Raw genomic sequence first — 18,783 nt, 5'->3', positions numbered from 1 at the left:
TCAAAGCTGAGCAACTAGGTTTCGTTCAATATTTTTTCTTCAAAAAGCTTATGATGCAGTAATTGCAAAGCCTGCACTTTATTCTTGGTGTCGACTAGCAGGGAAATATTATTGCTGCTTCCACCATAGGAGATCATCCTCACCGGCAGGTCGTTAAGCAGTTCAAATAACCTGAAGGTTTCCCTATCATTGATCACTCCTTCTCCAACTACACAAATGATGCTATGATCTGTATCAACAGTGATCTCGCCGTATTCATCCAATTCGGAAAGGATCTTGTCAAGATTCCGGGCGTCATCAATAGTAAGGGAAATGGCGATCTCACTGGTGGTGATCATATCAATGGAAGTCTCGTGTTTATCGAACACTTCAAAGATCTTTTTCAGGAAACCGTGCGCCATAAGCATTCGGTTTGATTTGATCTTGATGGCGGTGATCCCGTCTTTAGCCGAAATAGCTTTTAAGCCTATACTGTGATGCGAATTTGAGATACAGGTTCCCGGTGCATTTGGTGTGAAGGTATTCTTGAGATAAATTGGAATATTCCTGTCCTTAACCGGCGAAACAGTTTGCGGATGCAGGATCTTAGCCCCGAAATACGCAAGCTCGGCTGCTTCTTCAAAAGTTAGATGAGTCAATGCTGAAGTATGCTCAACGAACCTTGGATCATTATTATGAAACCCATCGATATCTGTCCATATTTGTACCTCGGTAGCATTCACAGCAGCTCCTACGATTGTCGCCGTATAATCACTGCCTCCACGCTTAAGGGTACAAATGTTCTTATTGCGGTCAATCCTTATGAACCCCTGAGTAACATAAACTTCAGAAGCTACTTCCCGCTGTAAAGTTGCCTTTAACAGCTTTTGAACAGTTTGAATTTCCGGATTCTCAACATTGGAAACGTGCATAAAATCTTTTGCATCCAAAAGTGTGTTGGAAACCCCTTGTTCTTCCAGGAACTGAGAGAAGATGAGGCTTAAGAAACTTTCCCCAAAAGTGACTACAGCAGCTTCAGAAACTGGTTTAGCCTGGATGATCTCTTCCAGTTGTTCATATAGCTCCAAAAAAAGATTTTCAGTTGCTCTCTTATTATTTTCAGCTTCGATCAGTTCTTCAATAAGCTGCAGGTGCTTCAGTTTTAACTCAAGCATATGTCCGGAAACGACCTCTGCTCTTCCCGCTTTTAGAGCTTCAAAGACTTCCACGAGCTTGTTCGTAACACCCGACATGGCCGAAACCACCACTATCTTTCTGCCTTTCTGCTCAAGAATGATCTTCCTTACATTGCGAATGCTTTCCGCAGAACCAACTGAAGTACCTCCGAATTTTAAAACTTTCATACAATAGAATCAGGTTGCATAATTACAAGCTGAAAATCAGGGAATAAAAAAAATAACTTCTTTTTCATACCTTTGTACAAATTGTACATTATTTAACAATGAAGACGATAAGTACCTGTGTTCACGATATCATTAAGCATCAACCTTTCCTGGACGATGCCCTGGCCCGCAACATTATTAACTTTAGTTCCCTGGCAGCCGACTTGCAGCCGCAGGTGGAAAAGGAGATGAGAAAACCGGTAAAGCAGGGATCGATCATTATGGCGCTTAGAAGGTATCATCCCAAGAGGAGTAAGTTTACTGCAAAGAATTTCAGGGAACTGGGGGATATGATCGTGCGTTCGGGTATTACTGAATATACCTATCTCAACAGCCAGAACATTATTGCCCGTAAAGCAGAATTGCTTAATGCCATTAAAGATCAAACCGGCATCTTTTTAAATTATTCCAGTAATTTCCAGGAAAGCAATTTTCTTGTTTCTACCAGCCTTCAACCAACAATAGAAAAGATTTTCAAAGAAGAACAACTGGTAAGCATTTCTGAAGAGCTGTCATCCATCACAATAGCCCTGCCCGAAAAAAATACCAAAACGGTGGGTCTCTATTTTTACATCTTTAAATTGCTGGCTTACGAAGGTATTCCGGTCTATGAGATCATTTCCACTTCCAATTATTTCACCATTTTTCTGGAAAAGGAATACGTGAACCAGGCTTTTCAGTTAATGAACGAGATCAAATCCACCTAATTATTTCAAATCGTAGATCCACAGTTCATTCTGGTGGTTCATTGGAAGGTAAAGCTTGTTCTCTTCCCTGAGATATAGAATATCTCCCGAACTTTTTTCAGAAGAAAGGACTTTTGTTAGGTTCCCGCTCATGTTTATGGCATAGATGTTCCCTGTAGCCCAATCAGAGACATAATATTCCCCATTAGCTTTTGGCTGGATCCCGTCCATATTGCCAATTCCTTCTTTGGAAATTCGACTAATCTCTTTTGTTGAGCGATTCACCTTAAGAATGTTTCCATTCTGCTCCTCACCCCATGCGGCGACAAGGATATGCTCGGGAGTTACAAATAGACCATTAGGTTTTTCAAGTTCTGGTCTGTTCAGCCAGCTTACCACTTCTCCCTCCTCATTCAGTTTGAAAATACTGTTCCCTGCAAGATCTGAAAAATAGATCTCTCCTTTTTCATCAATAGCCGGATCATTGAGTGACTTAGCGCCCTCAACCGGAATACGACGAATAATTTCCCCGCTCTTTAGATCGATCTCGACCAGCACATTGACATCTGTAACATAAAGACGACCATCCTTGACAACTAATCCTTTTGGATCATTTAAACCTTTTACCCAATGATGCTCCTGCTTTTTCAATTTCCGGGAGATCCTGGAGATAAAACCATCGCCTTCTGTCCTGTCTGCCATATTGGAGACATAGAAATATTCACTGGCATCGTCGTAAATGACAGATTCGGGGTGCCTAAAGCCGGTAAGTTTAATTTCTGGACCTGTAGCTTTTTCCTGCCCAAAGACTGTGATTCCACATAAAAATAAAAGTAAGAGTACTGGTTTCATCTTTTTTTTTTCAAGTTACTCAAAAATGTCATTTTAATAAAGGTTTTAAAATATGTTTAAACATATCCTAAACTAAGAACACCTGAAGCAGGTTCCACCTACATTTATACAAATAAAAATTGCTATGAGAAAGATCATCAGAGCCCTGCTGGCCGGTTGGGGAGCTAAAAAACTCGGAGGTAAAACTGGTTGTGGATGTATAGGCACTATCATCATATTTCTTATCCTTTGGTGGATTCTCTCAAACCTGGGGATCTGATGATCTTTTACTGAAAAAAATATCCGAAGCCTATAGTAAACATTATCAGGCCATAAAGATAATGCTCAAGACTTACATTGAGCAGACTCCGCGTTTTGTAATAGTTGTACAGGAAGATCCATCCTGCAAAGAAGGTCGCGATCGGGGCTACCCAGTTGGCATAAATAAAATGCGTCAATCCAAAGATAAAGGCATTGCTAAGCATCAAAAGATATTTTTCAGGAATTACCCGGTGATACCTATGGAAATAGTATACCCGGTAGATGATCTCCTGCGGAAAAACTGAAGCCACAGGGTAAAGAAAAAATGTGATGACATAGCTCTTAAAGTTTTCCACGGGGTAAAGAAAGAACAACTCGGGAAAAATCCACCAGGTGAACCAGACCAGTAAAAGTGTAATTACGATCATTCTGCCTATGCTTTTCCCCAGGTAATCCTTGTCGAAACGGGTAAGTACCCGCCTGTCAAAGCTTGGATCCCGCAGTAGCAGGAACAGAAAGAAGATTGCAATGAGCGCCAGGGGAATGATCTTATACCATCCATCGAGAAATCTATTGGCTATAAACGGAAAGAAGACGTAAAATAATATGAACTCCACAACCATGTAAGCTGTAGAATTATAGACGATCTTAGGGCTCATTTTGCGATTTACAGAAAGATATTAATTCCCTTCCAGAAGCTGATTGGTTCTAACAAAAAAATAAGAATTGCTAGTCGGTTTCGAGGTTCTCCTCCTCTTCCATTTTATTGTACCGCATTTTTCTTTGGCGTAACAGGTCAATAATATTGAAGAGCACCACACAGAAAGCGATCCAGATAAGCCCGGCCGTAAACCCGCCAACTACATCTGAAGGAAAGTGTACTCCCAGGTAAATTCGGCTTAAACCAATAAAGAAAATGAGGGCAGAAAAAAGCAGCGTTAGGAAAATGCGAAGCCATTTGCTCATTTTAATGTGGAATACCAGGTAAATGAGAAAGCCGTAGAAGGCCATTGCACTCATGGCATGTCCACTGGGATAACTAAGAGTTTTGACCACCACCATATGCTCAATGGTAGGACGTGCCCTGTCAAATGCTTCCTTAAGAGCCATATTGGCTAAGGCCGATAGAATAAGCACCCCAAGTAATTGCAGGATGAATTTTTTATTTTTTAGCTTAAAGAAGAAAAATATGGCGGCCAAAGTCGTAGCTACTATGTAGGCATAGACATCCCCGAGATCTGTGACAAACTGGAAGAAGTTATTGAGTGCCGGGGTTCTAAAGGAAGTGACATAGTCGGTCACCCGGGTATCAAAGGCATCGATGGTTTCTCCCTGTACCTCTTCTGTAAGTTCTACAAACAGGTTGGTTCCAATAACGAATACCACGAGGGCAAAGAAAATTAACAGGTAGAAAGGAAAGTCGGGATGGCTCCTGGATACGTGTCGCTTGAAAAATTCAACAAAATTATTGATGTACTTCTTCGTGATCTGTACCATGTATGTGATTTTATCCTCCCGGCTCCTCCTCTGCAGGGAAGGCAATTTCTACTTTTCTTCTCCCCCATTTGAGGGCTTTTTGTTTATCCTCACCCATGTAGATGTCACTTTTGTTTCTCCATCTTGGGTGCATTTTATCATTTACAATAAAAACCCCTTCAAATCCTTCGATCTTTACAGGAGTTTTATATTCAAGTCCTCTTTTTAGAAGGTCCCTGGAGACAGCAATGGATTGCACTCCCGGCTGCAGGGTATCCCCCCATGCTGTAATTACCGGGTTTCCTTCTCCCTGGCGCTTGAGCGAATTATATGCAGAAGCAGTTACTGTGATCTTTTGCCAATCCTCAAAGTTGTACTTTTCCATCTCCATTTCCTTACAACTTTCAAAAGCACCAACGAAGATCAACGGAAACACCAATAACTTTAAAATTGCTTTTGCAGAGAACATGATAACCAACATAGTAAAAAATTGAGCATTAAACAATAAAAGGACGCTTTCTTAACCCTCCTTTAAGAGAAAATAAAGCTATGCAAGTAAACTCAAATTTTTGCTGATTATTTTCAGCTGCTGCACAATTTTTTATCTTTTTCACACTAAACGGCTCATTCTTTGGCTGTCCATCTTATTAATGGTACCTTTGCGCCTTCGAAATGAGATATTTCTCAGCGCTGTTAAGGTCCTTCCTTTTTATTTTCTGTTTGATTTCCATTTCCAGAATATTTTAATTGATAAACAAACATTTATTATGAGTCAGGTTAAACAAAATGACACTGTAAGAGTACACTACACCGGTAAACTAACCGATGGACAAATCTTTGACAGTTCTTTGGAAAGAGAACCAATTGAGTTTACTATGGGCCAGGGACAACTTATCCCAGGATTTGAGAAAGGTTTACTCGACATGAAAGTGAATGAGAAAAAAACCATTGAAATTCCTTCCGAAGAAGCTTATGGAGCTCCAAGAGAAGAATTGGTCCAGGAAGTAGACAAAAGCCAGTTACCTGACGAGATCAAGCCGGAACCGGGAATGGGACTTGTTTCAAAAAGCCCCGACGGTCGCGAGATGAATCTTGTGGTAAAAGAAGTAAAAGAAGATACTATTGTTGTTGATGGAAATCATCCTTTGGCAGGAAAAGATCTTATCTTCGACCTTGAAGTGGTAGAGATCAAGTAATCGATCTTTTCTTCCATAAAATGAAAGGCCTGCAAAATTTGCAGGCCTTTTTTATTTGTGAAGAATCTTGATTTCTGAATCTGGATCCCTTTATTCGTGGTGCATGAACTTTTGTTTCGCCATTAGTTGGTCCTGGGTTTCTTCATTGGCAGGATCGGGAACACAACAATCAACAGGACAAACCGCAGCACATTGTGGTTCCTCGTGGAATCCAACACACTCTGTACATTTATCGGGTACTATATAATAGATCTCATCGCTAAGCGGTTCATGAGGTTCGGTTGCATTTGCTGCTTTTCCATTGGGAAGAACCACATCTCCACTTAGATCTGTACCGTCTGCATATCTCCAGTCGTCTGCCCCCTCATAAATAGCTGTATTAGGGCATTCGGGTTCACACGCGCCACAGTTGATGCATTCGTCGGTTATTATAATTGCCATAGCTTTTTTTATTCTAAATTTGCACAAATTTAAAGCCAAAACAGTTCTTAAACAAATAAGGAGATGACAATCGAGCAGCGCAGAGAAAAGTTGGAAAGCCTTGGCCGGTTTTTAAATCAGTTCAAAAGATCGGGATTTGAAAAGGATGATAACCTGCCGCAAAATGATCCTTATTTTGATCTTTTAAAAGACAGAATTGAGCAGGCTGTACACCATAATGGTTGGTTTACTCTCGAAAATGTAGTTTTTTCCCTTGAGCAATGGAGTAAAGCCCTTACAAGAGACAACCTCCAAAAATGGCTTTCCAAATACAACTTTCAGGAGGTGGAACCAAAGACGGTGGGAATAATCATGGCCGGAAACATACCACTAGTAGGTTTTCATGATTTTATTTCCGTTTTGGTCAGTGGTCATAAGGTTCTGGTTAAACAATCGTCAAACGACAAGCTCTTATTTCCTGTAATTGCCGATTATCTTAAAGCCATTGCCCCGGAATGGAAAGAAAAAATAGAACTTCTCCCCGACTCCAAAGACGGGGCTTCAAAAATGACAAATTTTGATGCTGTTATTGCTACCGGAAGTAATAATACTGCGAGATACTTTGAATATTATTTCGCCGGAAAGCCTTCTATAATCAGGAAGAACCGGAATTCTGTAGCTGTTCTCACGGGAGAAGAAACTCCTGAAGAACTCTCTGCCCTGGCCGAAGACATCTTTAGATATTATGGCTTGGGTTGTCGAAATGTTTCCAAGCTTTATGTTCCTGAAGATTATGATTTTAACGCCTTTTTTGAGGCTATATACAGCTGGAATCCTATTATAAACCAGGCAAAGTATGCCAACAACTACGACTACAACAAGGCGGTCTATCTAATGAGTCAGTTTAAACTGCTCGAGAATGGGTTTTTGATCCTCAAGGAAGACGAATCCCTTAGCTCTCCCATTGCAACTCTATTCTATGAAAGGTATGAGAATCTGGATGCTTTGAAAAAGGATTTGAATACCAGAAAAGATGAGATCCAGTGCATTGTGGGAAATGGAGTTTATGAAAATGAAGTTGGTTTTGGTCAGACGCAGCACCCCGGTTTGTGGGATTATGCAGATAATGTTGACACACTCGCTTTTTTAACCCAAAAAATTTGAAAATTCTAATTTTCACCTGAAAAATCGGCTAAATTATCATTTTAGTAACAAGTATTTGCCTATGATTTTCCCATATTTGTAACTGTTAAAAAACAAGTATGAAAAAACATAATTACAGTGCCGGACCTTGTATTCTTCCGCAGGAAGTCTTTGAGGAGGCATCACAGGCAATATTAGATTTCAATAACTCAGGATTATCCATCCTGGAAATTTCCCACCGCAGCAAAGATTTTGTAGATGTAATGGAAGAGGCCCGCAGCCTGGCGCTGGAGCTTCTGGGATTGGAAGGAAAAGGCTATAAGGCACTATTCCTCCAGGGAGGAGCCAGTTTGCAATTCCTCATGGCACCATACAATCTTTTAAAGACCAAAGCTGCTTACCTCAATACGGGTACCTGGAGCACCAAGGCGATCAAGGAAGCAAAATTCTTTGGAGAGGTTGCTGAAGTAGCTTCCTCGGCCGACAGGGATTTTAAGTATATCCCAAAAGGGTACTTCATTCCTTCAGATGTTGATTATTTTCACTGCACGAGTAACAATACCATCTATGGAACCCAGATAAAAGAGTTTCCCAATACTCCCAAACCTGTGGTTTGTGATATGAGTAGTGATATCTTTTCACGCCAAATGGATTTTTCAAGATTTGACCTTATCTATGCCGGCGCACAAAAGAACATGGGACCTGCAGGTACGACACTGGTCGTAATTAAGGAAGATATCCTTGGGAAAGTAGATCGTTCGGTTCCATCCATGATGGATTATCGTGTACATCTCAACAAGGCCAGTATGTTCAATACTCCGGCAGTGTATGCCGTTTATGTCTCCATGCTTACTTTAAGATGGCTTAAAAAGAACGGCGGAATCGCAGGCGTAGAGGAACAAAATGAAAAGAAGGCCAATCTTTTATATTCAGAGATCGATATCAATCCTCTTTTTGAAGGTTATGCAGATCAGGCAGACAGGTCCAACATGAATGCTACCTTTAATCTAGTCAATGACGATTTAAAGGAAACGTTTGATACCATGTGGAAAGAAGCCGGCATTAATGGCTTAAATGGCCACCGCAGCGTTGGGGGTTACCGTGCATCCATGTACAATGCTCTTCCTCTGGAAAGTGTACAAGTGCTGGTCGATGTAATGAGCGAATTGGAAAGAAAAGCCTAAACAATAATTCTTAGAATGAAAATATTAGCAAACGACGGCATTGCTCCGGGCGGCAAAAAGCAACTCGAGGAAGCCGGATTTGAAGTTATTACTACTAAAGTAGCTCAGGAACAATTATCCAATTATTTAAAGGAAAATAAAATTAGCGGACTCATAGTGCGCAGTGCCACTAAAGTTCGAAAGGATATTATCAATGAATGCCCCGATCTTAAGATCATTGGTCGTGCGGGAGTTGGCATGGATAATATTGATGTGGAATACGCACGTAGCAAAGGGATACATGTTTTTAATACCCCGGCGGCCTCTTCGGCTTCAGTAGCCGAACTTGTTTTTGCACATCTTTATGGAGGGGTAAGATATCTGCACGATGCTAACCGTCTCATGCCTCTTGAAGGAGATTCCCGGTTTAAAGAGCTGAAGAAAAATTATGCAGGCGGTAGGGAATTGCGGGGCAAGACTCTGGGAATTATTGGTTTTGGACGTATTGGTCGCGAAGTGGCAAAAATTGCCTTGGGTATCGGCATGAAAGTCATTGCCAGTGACAGAACTGAAGGGGAAGCTCTCATCACCCTCGAGTTCTACAACCATCAGGAAATAAAGATTCCTATCAAGACCGAACCAGTTGAAGAGCTCATTAAACATTCAGATTTTATAACCCTTCATGTGCCATCACAAAAGGAACCTGTTCTTGGCAGGGAAGAATTTGGTCAAATGAAAGATGGCGTTGGGATCATCAATGCGGCGCGCGGTGGTGTCATTGACGAGGTTGCCCTTGTGGAAGCTCTCGACAGCGGAAAAGTCGCCTTTGCCGGCCTGGACACTTTTGAACATGAACCTTCTCCGGCAATTAAAGTGCTTATGAATGGTAAAGTTTCTCTTAGTCCGCATATTGGAGCTGCTACAAACGAAGCACAGGAAAGGATTGGTTATGAACTTGCTCATGAGATCATCAAGGTCCTGAAATAAAAACCACTCAAAAATGACAATTTTGGAAATGCTTCTGTTAAAGGAAGCATTTTTTTTGGTTAAAACCTGAAGACGGTTTAGCACAACGCTGCATTTTTTGTAAATTAAAAAGAAAAAAAATGGCTTCAATATTAGACTTTTTAGATACCGCAAAAGGAAAAGAATTCATTCAGAAATCAAGTGAAGAGGTAAATGAATCTCCCGAAAAGGTAAAATCTGCGTTGGGGATGGCTTTGCCAATGATCATGAGCGCAATGAAGAAGAACGCCGATAATCCTGAAGGCGCAGAAAATCTCAATAAGGAATTGGGTAAAGAAAAACACGACGGCTCGGTGCTGGACAAGATCGGGATTGGAGGCCTTTCAGATCTTATGGGTGAAGGCTCAGGAATTCTTGGTCATGTGTTGGGTGGTAGCCAGTCAAAAATTGCTTCCGCAGTAGGATCAGCTATAGGAATGGATGCCTCAAAAGTGAATAAACTCCTTCAAATGGCTGCTCCCGTGATCATGGGACTACTGGGAAAACAGAAGCGGAAAGAAAATATTGACAGCAGCGGGGGAATCTCTGAGCTGGTAGGATCTGTACTGGGAACCAATTCTTCCCACGACCAGTCCATGCTGGAAACATTCATGGATTCTGACAAAGGAGGAAAAATTGCAAATGATGTTGCTGGCAAGATCTTTGGTGATAAAGGTAAAGACAAGTCTAAAGGTTTAGGCGATTTCTTTAAGGGATAGATAAATGAGAAATTTACTGATTATAGTGATACTGGGGCTGTTCATCTACAGCTGTTCCTCCACCCGCAGCCGGGACATGAAGGTTAGTGAGGACATGGTACAAAATGATACGGTGCGAATAGCCAATGATAGTCTTGAATATGAGATCATCATAATAGATCCCGGCTTTTCTTATTTTATCAATTCTATTGCCCGCCCTGAAGGATATTATTCGCTTAACTACCTTGAAAACAAGAACAGATTTTTAGTTAATGATTACAATTACAGGGTACAGCAGCCCCAGGTTTACAATCCCAACATCTATGAAATGGAAATAAACTATGATCCCAACATAGATTATGGATATGAGGTCAACTACAAGCTCTATAACTATTTTGTTTACCTCTCCCGAAAGTACAACCAACGCTTCTCGGTTCCTACGCGATTGTAATTCAGCAAAATAGAATGCCCCTTAATCTCAGGATTTTGTTGATTTTCTTTTTTATATTTGCGCCATGAACAAATTGAAGCAACGCTGGGGAATTTCATCCAACTGGCAAATTTTAATTATTTTCATAGTATTTGGACTTACCGGTTCATCGTCTCTATTTGTAGCAAAACCGGTGTTGGAATTTATTGGGCTTACCCGCACGAGTTTTTCTTCAGACATTTGGGGTGGAGTAAGCTATCATGCTTTACGTCTTCTTATGGTATTTCCGGTCTACCAGGTATTACTCGTGGGCTATGGCTGGGTCTTTGGACAGTTCAGGTTTTTCTGGCAATTTGAAAAGAACATGCTTTCACGCCTTGGTTTTGCCAAAATTTTGAAGTAACCATGAAGCTCTGGCAGAAAATGTTCCTGGTCCTGTTCTCAGGATTGATCCTCTTCCCTTCGGCAGTAGATCTTGCGCACGTTTTTTCCGGACACCAGCACTACACCTGTAATCATTATGCGGAATCTCACTTTCACCAGAAAACGGTAGACTGTGATATTCTCCACATTCAGCAAAACCTTTTCTCATTTCCACCTTTACAATCCTGGTCTTTATTTGAACCAGAAGTAGAGGTTCTTCCCGTACAGGGAACATATGATTTTTTAAATACGTTTCAAAAACTGCATTTTTCGCTTAGGGCACCCCCTGCTTCGGTGTGATCATTCGAAAAACATCTTTTCAGTTTAATACGTATTAAAAAATATCCATGAAAAATATCATTTTTGGACTACTACTATTGGTGGTCTCTAATGCCTTTAGCCAATATTCGCTGAATGGTAAAATAATAGATTCAGACTCCAACCAACCTGTTATAGGAGCAACGGTACAGCTTCAAAAGCCGGAACGTGCTGCAATTACCGACCTTTCGGGAGAATTCCTTTTTCAAAATCTTTCTGAAGGTTCTTACACCCTGATAATTTCATCCCTTGGCTACGGAACAAAAACAGTCAAAGCAAACATTCCCGAAGACGGAGAGATCCGGATTGAACTCTCCCCTACTGCAATTGAAATGGAAGAAGTGATCGTATCCACGCCTTTTCATCAACTTCAAAGTGAGAACGTAATGAAGGTGGAACGTGTAACTATGGAAAACCTTGAGCGGACAGGAGGAAACAGACTTACTGATGGCTTAAGCCAAATAGCAGGTGTGGAGACCATTACCACAGGTGCCGGAATAGGAAAGCCTGTCATTCGCGGTCTTAGTTCCAACAGGGTGCTGGTATATGCTCAGGGAGTAAGATATGAGAATCAGCAATTTGGGGATGAACACGGGCTGGGATTAAGTAGCTCAGGAATTGAAAGTATTGAAGTAATAAAAGGTCCTGCATCCCTTTTGTATGGTAGTGATGCTCTGGGTGGGGTGCTCTACTTAAATCCCGAGCGATATGCCCCGGCAGATTCTACCATTGTCGATGCAGAAACTACCTACTATTCGAATACTGAAGGCTTTGAGGCTAACGCCGGAATCAAATCTTCAGGTGAAAATTTCAGCTACCTTTTAAGAGGAAACTTTGGCTCCTTTAGTGACTATGAGACCGGAGCGGGTGAGCGGGTTACGAACACCCGTTTTACGGAGTATGATCTTAAAGGCGGGGTGGGATTCCGCAATGACTCTTATAAAGGAGACCTGAGATATAATTTGAACAGCAGTTTTGTTGGAATTCCTGAAGGAATAGAAGCACAGACCACTTCCAAAAGCAAAATGGAACCTTATCAACAGGTAGACAATCACATCCTTAGCCTCGAGAATTCGTTCTATTTTAATGACTCCAGCCTTGACTTTAAAATTGGTTATCTCTTTAATAACCGCAAGGAATTTGAAGAACACCATGAAGACGAAGAGCATGAGGAAGAAGAACATGAGGAGGAACATGAAGAAGAGCCTGGGCACTCCGAAGGAGAACCCGCACTCGAAATGCATCTTGAGACCTTCAATTATGATCTAAAATATAATTTCCCGGCCCATGGTAAGTTTGAAACCATTATCGGGGTACAGGGAATGTTTCAGACCAATACCAATCTGGCCGAAGAGATCCTTATTCCCGATGCTACCACAACAGATGCCGGTATATTGGCTACCACACATTATCATCTCGAAAAAATAGATTTCCAGGCAGGGCTTCGTTACGACTTCAGGCGTATCTCGGCAAATGGTTATGAAAACCACGAATTAGAAACTGAGGTTCCGGCTCTTGAGCGGGAATTCAACAGCTATAACGGGGCTTTTGGAGTAAAGGTGGATCTTACCTCCCACTTCACTTCCAGATTGAACCTTGCCACCGGCTTTAGAGCTCCCAATCTGGCCGAGTTGACCTCTTACGGAAGCCATCACGGCACCAACAGGTTTGAAATAGGAAACCGGGACCTGGACAATGAACAGAATTACCAGCTGGATCTTGCCCTCGAATACCGAAACCAGCATTTTGAAGTCTCAACAAATGCTTTTTATAATTCCATCAACAACTATATTTTTCTGAATCCAACCGGAGGAACTATGGATGAAAATCCTGTTTTTGAATATCTGCAAAATGATGCTAAGCTTTATGGAGGAGAAATTGGACTACACATTCACCCTCATCCCCTGGACTGGTTGCACATTGAAAGCAATTATGAACTTGTGATCGGGGAACAGGATAACGGAAATCACCTCCCGCTTATTCCAGCCCAGTCTGTCCTGAACACTATCTGGGTCGAATTACCTGAGGGTAAGAATTTTAGAAACGGTTATGCAAGTCTAAGCTTAAAATCTGTATTTGATCAGGAAAGAACAGGCCTCTTTGAGACAGAAACTTCTGGTTATTCTCTACTCAATGCCGGGGTGGGAACTTCTCTGGCACTAAATTCAATGGAGCTCAACTTTAGGCTTACCGGAACAAATCTTCTTGATAAAACTTACATTTCACATCTTTCGAGATTAAAACCTGAAGGTATCCCAAACATGGGAAGAAATATTTCCCTGGGAGTTGGAGTGAAGTTCTAGAGAACTTTCTACAGCATAAAAAAGCCGGTTGAAAAATCAACCGGCTTTTTTTATATCGAAATTCTATTATTTTGCTCTTACGGGAATTGGACGCAGTTGCCCAAAATCTTCCCCTTTTTGCCATACAAAGGTGTAAAGCCACATTAAAGTAAAGGTTGGAATAACATCACTAAAAGGAAGTATCTCTTCCAAAAATACTAAAACAGAGGCCAATTTTCCTTTTTTACCGGGATACATGGCGCTCATTTTTTTAGCGGCATAAGGAGCCCATAATAAATCGAGGAATCCGCCAACCAGGGGAACTGCTCCACTAGCCATACCAATGGCATCATAAACAAGTCCTTTGATCAATAATTTCTTTTTATCTGAATTCATTTGCTTTGCTTTTTCCTTTTCTAATACAAGAAAAGTGCCATTTTTATCAGGCTTCGCTTTTGACCTTTTTGGAGAAGGTATGTTTTAATTTCTGAACCTTGGGATCAATGATCACTCTACAGTACGGCTGATTGCGGTTTTGATTGTAATAATCATGATGTTCCTGTTCGGCTACATAGAACTGCCCGGCAGGGGAAACCTCGGTCACTATAGGATCTTTAAAAGTCTTCTGCTCTTCCAGTTCTTTGATCACTTTTTCGGCTGTTTCTTTTTGCTGTTCAGTATAATAAAAGATCGCACTGCGGTAATGTGTACCTACATCATTTTGTTGCCTGTTTAAAGTGGTAGGATCATGGGTAGCAAAAAATATGTACAGTAGTTCCTCAAAAGTGACAATATTTGGATCAAATTCTATTTCGATTGCTTCGGCATGCCCCGTTCTGCCTGTAACTACTTCCCGGTACGGCGGATTCTTTATGTTACCGCCCGTGAAGCCTGAAGTTACCTTTTTCACCCCTTCTACCCGCTGAAATACTGCTTCGGTACACCAAAAACATCCTCCGGCCAGAGTCGCCTTTTCCAATTGTTGTTCTTCCATGTTTTCTTTTTTCAAAAAATAGGGAAAAACAACGAACCTTCCAATTATAAAATTTCAGGATTTCGTAACATTGCAATTCAAGTAATAAGCCGCTTTTTTTATCACATCTCATGCTCCCAAAACATCTGCTGGTTTTTCTGTTCTTCATAATTACAGGATCCCTGTTTTCTCAGCAAAAAGAACTTCAGCAGAAAAAAATCTATTCAGCGACAAGATTTGAAGAAAAGCCGGTAATAGATGGAGTTCTCAATGAAGATGTTTGGCAGGATGTTCCTGTTGCCACAGATTTTGTGATGATAGAGCCCGGCGACGGGGAGCCTTCCCGAAATACCCACCGCACAGAAGTGAAAATTGTTTATAGTGATCAGGCAATTTATGTGGCTGCTTACCTGTACGATTCCACTCCTTCGAAAATAAGACGGGACTTTGCCCAGCGGGATAACATTCCCACTGCAGACCACTTTTTTATCGACATCAACACCTACAATGACGGGGAAAACCAAACAAGGTTCTATGTAACTTCTGCTGGCACCATTGCCGATGCTAAAATGAAAAGGGAAGATGAAGATTACGCCTTCAATGCGGTATGGGATGCAAAAGTTTCATTGGATTCCAAAGGCTGGTATGTTGAAATGGAGATTCCTTACTCAGCCTTAAGATTTCCAGATGAGGAGGAACAACTTTGGAGCATCCAAATGGGCCGTAATATCACACACCTCAATGAGATCTACGTATGGAATTATGTGGATAAATCTATAGGAGAATTTACTCACTATAATGGTCTGCTTAAGGGCATAAGAGACATAGACGCTCCAGTCCGCCTGAGTTTTTATCCTTATGTTTCGGGTGAGGTCAATCACTTTGACAGTGAAACTTCTACTGCTTTTAATGCCGGAATGGATATCAAATATGGTATTAATGACGCCTTTACTCTTGATGCTACTCTTATTCCCGATTTTGGCCAGACGGCATATGACGAAGTAGAACTAAACCTGGGGCCTTTTGAACAGGTATTTGGAGAGAACAGGGCTTTTTTTACTGAAGGCACAGAACTTTTTACAAAAGGTGATCTCTTTTATTCCCGCCGAATTGGGGATACTCCTATTGGATTCAATGAAGTCCAGGATGCACGGCTGGAGAATGAAGACATCGTGGAAAATCCTGAAACCACAAATCTGCTGAATGCCCTAAAGATCTCAGGAAGAACTACCGGTGGTCTTGGAATCGGGTTCTTTAATGCCATTACCGAAAGGCAGAAGGCCAGGTTTTATAACAGGGTAACAGATGAAGAAAGGGAATTGGTGACAGCACCTTTTGCTAACTATAACATTTTTGTGCTCGATCAACAATTCGATCAAAAATCCTCTGTTTCCATTATCAATACAAATGTTACCCGAGAAGGTCATTTTAGGGACGGCAATGTTACCGGATTTCTTTTTGACGTTTTCAACAAAAACAGTTCCTTCAACTTTTCGGGGGAAGCAAAGATGAGTCGGGTCAATTATTCTGAAAGTAATAAGACGGGCTTTGCTTCAGAATTTGGAGTGTCGAGGACCAAGGGGAAATTCAGGTATGGTATTTCTCACGAATTCGCTAATGAGACTTATGACATCAATGACCTGGGAGTAAACTTCTTCAACAACTACAACAATTTTTACTGGGATACTTCCTACAGGATCTTTGAACCTAAAGGAATTTTTAACCGGTATAATATTCGGCTTCAGGGAAATCATCACCGGCGATATGATCCCGATATAGCCGTTACTACCAACATTGGCTCAAGTTTCTTTGGGGTTACCACTACCCGATTTGCTTTTGGAGGTTCTGTGAATTACAGTACTCCTTTTAAAGACTTTTTTGAGCCCCGAAAAGATAATTCCTTTGTCCAATACCCCGAGAATGCTTCGGGCGGAGCGTGGATCTCTTCAGATTACCGAAAAAGGATTGCAGTTGACTCCCGCCTTAACTACAATAAGTATTTGGGCACAGCACATAACCAGCTGAGATTTAACTTCAGTCCCCGCTTTAGGGTAAACAACAAGCTTATGCTTATTTACTCCTTTGATTTTATGGAGGAAAATGCCCGGGAAAGCTTTGTAGCTTTACTTCCCAAAAATGTCATTTTTGGCACCCGTCACAGGCAGAGTATTGAAAATTCGCTGCAGGGCAGCTACAATTTTAATACCCGCGAAGCCTTGCGCCTTAGTTTCCGGAATTTTTGGTCTTCGGCAACTTTTGAAAACGAAAGTTTCACAGCTTTACAGGACAATGGAGAGCTACAACCATATAATTATGAGGTCGATAAGGAGAATGATCCCGATGCGAACTTCAACATCTGGAACCTTGACCTAAGCTACCAGTGGAGGTTTGCTCCGGGAAGTGAAATGATCCTGCTTTACCGGAATTCGATCTTCAAACTCGATAATCAAAGTGAACTGGTATACCTGGAAAGTCTTGAAAACCTGTTTAATGAACCTGCAAGACATAATCTTTCCCTGCGGCTTGTATATTATTTGGATTATAACACTATAAAAAATACTATTTAGGTTAATATTGCATTTATGGTAGAAGCGAAAAACATTCACAAAAGCTATAATGACCTGCATGTTTTAAAGGGAGTGGACCTGCATATTCCAAAGAGTGAAATTGTTTCCATAGTTGGGGCTTCGGGTGCCGGAAAGACTACCCTGCTCCAGATCCTCGGAACCCTGGAGAGACCCGATCGGAATAAAGAAAGCGTTCTGCGGGTGAACGATGTGGATGTTTACGCTTTAAATTCCAGAGAACTGGCAAGATTCAGAAATAGTAATATCGGCTTTATTTTTCAGTTTCACCAGCTGCTTCCGGAATTTACTGCGCTGGAAAATATTTGTATCCCTGCTTTCATTGGCGATCGTTCCAAATCTGAAGCCGAAAAAAGAGCTAAAGAACTCTTGGGATTTCTAGGCCTTTCCAAACGCGCCGATCATAAACCTGCCCAAATGAGTGGTGGTGAGCAGCAGCGTGTTGCGGTGGCCCGCTCCCTCATCAATAACCCGGGGGTAATTTTTGCCGATGAACCATCCGGTAATCTCGACAGTGAATCTGCAGAGAACCTGCACAAGCTGTTCTTCGATCTTAGGGAGGAATTTGGCCAAACCTTCGTGATCGTGACCCACAATGAAGAACTGGCAAACATGGCCGACAGAAAACTGACCATGGTGGACGGGAAAATCCTTTAGGAGACCGGGGTTAAATTTCAAAATTGCACTTTGATATGACTCGAAAAGAGCTCAAGGAATTTCTGGATTTTAAAGTTAAACAGTATAACACTCCGCAATTCATAGAGTCGGATCCTATTCAGATCCCGCACCTTTTCAGCCGGAAGGAAGATATAGAAATTTCGGGTTTCTTGACCGCTATTATCTCCTGGGGAAACCGTAAAAGCATTCTCAAAAATGCTAATTCCCTGATGGATCTTCTGGACCGGGCTCCCTACAGTTTTGTGATGCAGCATTCCGATAGTGATCTCGAACGGCTTGAATCATTTGTGCACCGCACTTTCAATGGAAGAGACTTAATCTATTTTATAAAGGCACTTCAGCATATCTACAGGGACTATGATGGTCTGGAAACTATTTTCAGCAACAATTCAACTGAGAAGAGTTTACAGCCTGCAATCCATGAATTTAAAAAAATTTTCTTCGAGCTGCCACATGAACAAAGGACCCAGAAACACATTAGTGATCCCATGAAAAACTCGGCTGCGAAAAGGATCAATATGTTCCTGCGCTGGATGGTGAGAAATGACAATACCGGAGTGGATTTTGGAATATGGAACAAGATCTCTCCTGCCCAATTGAGCTGCCCTCTTGACGTGCATTCCGGAAATGTGGCGCGCAAGCTGGGACTTCTAAAGCGTAAACAGAACAATGCCAAAGCTTTGGCAGAGCTGGATACTTATCTGCGGAAGCTGGATCCTATAGATCCCGTGAAGTACGATTTTGCCCTTTTTGGACTTGGAGTTTTTGAGAAATATTAGTCAGCTTGTAGGAACTTTCTCAAAAAATTTCAGGGAATTTTCAATTTTATTAGG

General features: G+C 41.5%; 22 protein-coding genes. 14 read left to right on the top strand and 8 right to left on the bottom strand.

Features of this window, described 5'->3' with window-relative positions:
* Positions 1–14 precede the first annotated feature (14 nt).
* Positions 15–1,343, bottom strand: a complete 1,329-nt coding sequence (locus VR862_RS01120) for an aspartate kinase (protein ID WP_324719097.1) — start codon at positions 1,341–1,343, stop codon at positions 15–17.
* Between the two features lie 98 nt (positions 1,344–1,441).
* On the opposite strand from VR862_RS01120, the gene VR862_RS01115 reads away from it, so the two are divergent.
* Entirely contained in the window at positions 1,442–2,089 is a 648-nt protein-coding gene (locus VR862_RS01115; RefSeq protein WP_324719096.1) for a hypothetical protein, read from the top strand.
* Here VR862_RS01115 and VR862_RS01110 read toward each other — a convergent pair whose 3' ends face one another.
* Positions 2,090–2,920, bottom strand: coding sequence for an SMP-30/gluconolactonase/LRE family protein (locus VR862_RS01110; RefSeq protein ID WP_324719095.1), 831 nt, complete (start codon positions 2,918–2,920; stop codon positions 2,090–2,092). It lies immediately after the preceding gene.
* Positions 2,921–3,044: 124 nt separating this feature from the next.
* Between VR862_RS01110 and VR862_RS01105 the strand changes: the two genes are divergently transcribed.
* On the top strand, positions 3,045–3,179 hold the full coding sequence (locus tag VR862_RS01105; protein ID WP_324719094.1) for a hypothetical protein: 135 nt from the start codon (positions 3,045–3,047) through the stop codon (positions 3,177–3,179).
* 7 nt (positions 3,180–3,186) lie between these two features.
* Here VR862_RS01105 and VR862_RS01100 read toward each other — a convergent pair whose 3' ends face one another.
* From VR862_RS01100 to VR862_RS01090, 3 genes are all read right to left on the bottom strand, one after another.
* Positions 3,187–3,819 carry a CPBP family glutamic-type intramembrane protease gene (locus tag VR862_RS01100; protein WP_324719093.1) on the bottom strand — a complete coding sequence of 211 codons (633 nt, stop codon included), beginning with the start codon at positions 3,817–3,819 and terminating at the stop codon, positions 3,187–3,189.
* A 70-nt stretch (positions 3,820–3,889) separates the two neighbouring features.
* Positions 3,890–4,657, bottom strand: coding sequence for a phosphatase PAP2 family protein (locus VR862_RS01095; protein ID WP_324719092.1), 768 nt, complete (start codon positions 4,655–4,657; stop codon positions 3,890–3,892).
* Between the two features lie 10 nt (positions 4,658–4,667).
* Entirely contained in the window at positions 4,668–5,117 is a 450-nt protein-coding gene (locus tag VR862_RS01090; protein WP_324719091.1) for a 3D domain-containing protein, read from the bottom strand.
* Positions 5,118–5,403: 286 nt separating this feature from the next.
* On the opposite strand from VR862_RS01090, the gene VR862_RS01085 reads away from it, so the two are divergent.
* Positions 5,404–5,832: an FKBP-type peptidyl-prolyl cis-trans isomerase gene (locus VR862_RS01085; protein ID WP_324719090.1), complete on the top strand. Its 429-nt coding sequence runs from the start codon at positions 5,404–5,406 to the stop codon at positions 5,830–5,832.
* 90 nt (positions 5,833–5,922) lie between these two features.
* Here VR862_RS01085 and VR862_RS01080 read toward each other — a convergent pair whose 3' ends face one another.
* Positions 5,923–6,273 carry a 4Fe-4S dicluster domain-containing protein gene (locus tag VR862_RS01080; protein ID WP_324719089.1) on the bottom strand — a complete coding sequence of 117 codons (351 nt, stop codon included), beginning with the start codon at positions 6,271–6,273 and terminating at the stop codon, positions 5,923–5,925.
* A gap of 63 nt (positions 6,274–6,336) precedes the next feature.
* On the opposite strand from VR862_RS01080, the gene VR862_RS01075 reads away from it, so the two are divergent.
* From VR862_RS01075 to VR862_RS01040, 8 genes are all read left to right on the top strand, one after another.
* Complete coding sequence (locus VR862_RS01075; RefSeq protein WP_324719088.1) at positions 6,337–7,416, top strand: acyl-CoA reductase; 1,080 nt, start codon at positions 6,337–6,339, stop codon at positions 7,414–7,416.
* A 98-nt stretch (positions 7,417–7,514) separates the two neighbouring features.
* The gene (gene serC, locus VR862_RS01070; RefSeq protein WP_324719087.1) at positions 7,515–8,579 is read left to right on the top strand and encodes a 3-phosphoserine/phosphohydroxythreonine transaminase; all 1,065 of its coding nucleotides are present in this window, start codon (positions 7,515–7,517) and stop codon (positions 8,577–8,579) included.
* Between the two features lie 15 nt (positions 8,580–8,594).
* Positions 8,595–9,545 (top strand): D-2-hydroxyacid dehydrogenase, encoded by a 951-nt coding sequence (locus VR862_RS01065; RefSeq protein WP_324719086.1) that lies wholly within the window; start codon positions 8,595–8,597, stop codon positions 9,543–9,545.
* 119 nt (positions 9,546–9,664) lie between these two features.
* The gene (locus VR862_RS01060; RefSeq protein ID WP_324719085.1) at positions 9,665–10,282 is read left to right on the top strand and encodes a DUF937 domain-containing protein; all 618 of its coding nucleotides are present in this window, start codon (positions 9,665–9,667) and stop codon (positions 10,280–10,282) included.
* A 4-nt stretch (positions 10,283–10,286) separates the two neighbouring features.
* Positions 10,287–10,712 carry a DUF6146 family protein gene (locus tag VR862_RS01055; RefSeq protein ID WP_324719084.1) on the top strand — a complete coding sequence of 142 codons (426 nt, stop codon included), beginning with the start codon at positions 10,287–10,289 and terminating at the stop codon, positions 10,710–10,712.
* A 64-nt stretch (positions 10,713–10,776) separates the two neighbouring features.
* Positions 10,777–11,094, top strand: a complete 318-nt coding sequence (locus VR862_RS01050) for a DUF6787 family protein (RefSeq protein ID WP_324719082.1) — start codon at positions 10,777–10,779, stop codon at positions 11,092–11,094.
* Positions 11,095–11,096: 2 nt separating this feature from the next.
* Complete coding sequence (locus tag VR862_RS01045) at positions 11,097–11,414, top strand: hypothetical protein (RefSeq protein ID WP_324719081.1); 318 nt, start codon at positions 11,097–11,099, stop codon at positions 11,412–11,414.
* Between the two features lie 47 nt (positions 11,415–11,461).
* On the top strand, positions 11,462–13,735 hold the full coding sequence (locus VR862_RS01040; protein WP_324719080.1) for a TonB-dependent receptor: 2,274 nt from the start codon (positions 11,462–11,464) through the stop codon (positions 13,733–13,735).
* A 66-nt stretch (positions 13,736–13,801) separates the two neighbouring features.
* Here VR862_RS01040 and VR862_RS01035 read toward each other — a convergent pair whose 3' ends face one another.
* Both VR862_RS01035 and msrA read right to left on the bottom strand, forming a co-directional pair.
* On the bottom strand, positions 13,802–14,110 hold the full coding sequence (locus VR862_RS01035) for a hypothetical protein (RefSeq protein ID WP_324719079.1): 309 nt from the start codon (positions 14,108–14,110) through the stop codon (positions 13,802–13,804).
* Positions 14,111–14,156: 46 nt separating this feature from the next.
* On the bottom strand, positions 14,157–14,708 hold the full coding sequence (msrA, locus tag VR862_RS01030; protein WP_324719078.1) for a peptide-methionine (S)-S-oxide reductase MsrA: 552 nt from the start codon (positions 14,706–14,708) through the stop codon (positions 14,157–14,159).
* Positions 14,709–14,818: 110 nt separating this feature from the next.
* Between msrA and VR862_RS01025 the strand changes: the two genes are divergently transcribed.
* Genes VR862_RS01025 through VR862_RS01015 form a run of 3 tightly spaced genes read left to right on the top strand, consistent with a single transcriptional unit; the run spans position 14,819 to position 18,729 of the window.
* The gene (locus VR862_RS01025) at positions 14,819–17,254 is read left to right on the top strand and encodes a DUF5916 domain-containing protein (protein WP_324719077.1); all 2,436 of its coding nucleotides are present in this window, start codon (positions 14,819–14,821) and stop codon (positions 17,252–17,254) included.
* Between the two features lie 15 nt (positions 17,255–17,269).
* Positions 17,270–17,929 carry an ABC transporter ATP-binding protein gene (locus VR862_RS01020; RefSeq protein ID WP_324719076.1) on the top strand — a complete coding sequence of 220 codons (660 nt, stop codon included), beginning with the start codon at positions 17,270–17,272 and terminating at the stop codon, positions 17,927–17,929.
* Between the two features lie 35 nt (positions 17,930–17,964).
* Positions 17,965–18,729, top strand: coding sequence for a TIGR02757 family protein (locus VR862_RS01015; protein WP_324719075.1), 765 nt, complete (start codon positions 17,965–17,967; stop codon positions 18,727–18,729).
* Positions 18,730–18,783: the final 54 nt, after the last annotated feature.

The organism is Salinimicrobium aquimaris (genome assembly GCF_035607535.1).
Taxonomy (GTDB): Bacteria; Bacteroidota; Bacteroidia; order Flavobacteriales; family Flavobacteriaceae; genus Salinimicrobium.
Note: the sequence above shows the minus strand (reverse complement) of the source record. Positions and strands in the feature narration are given on the sequence as shown.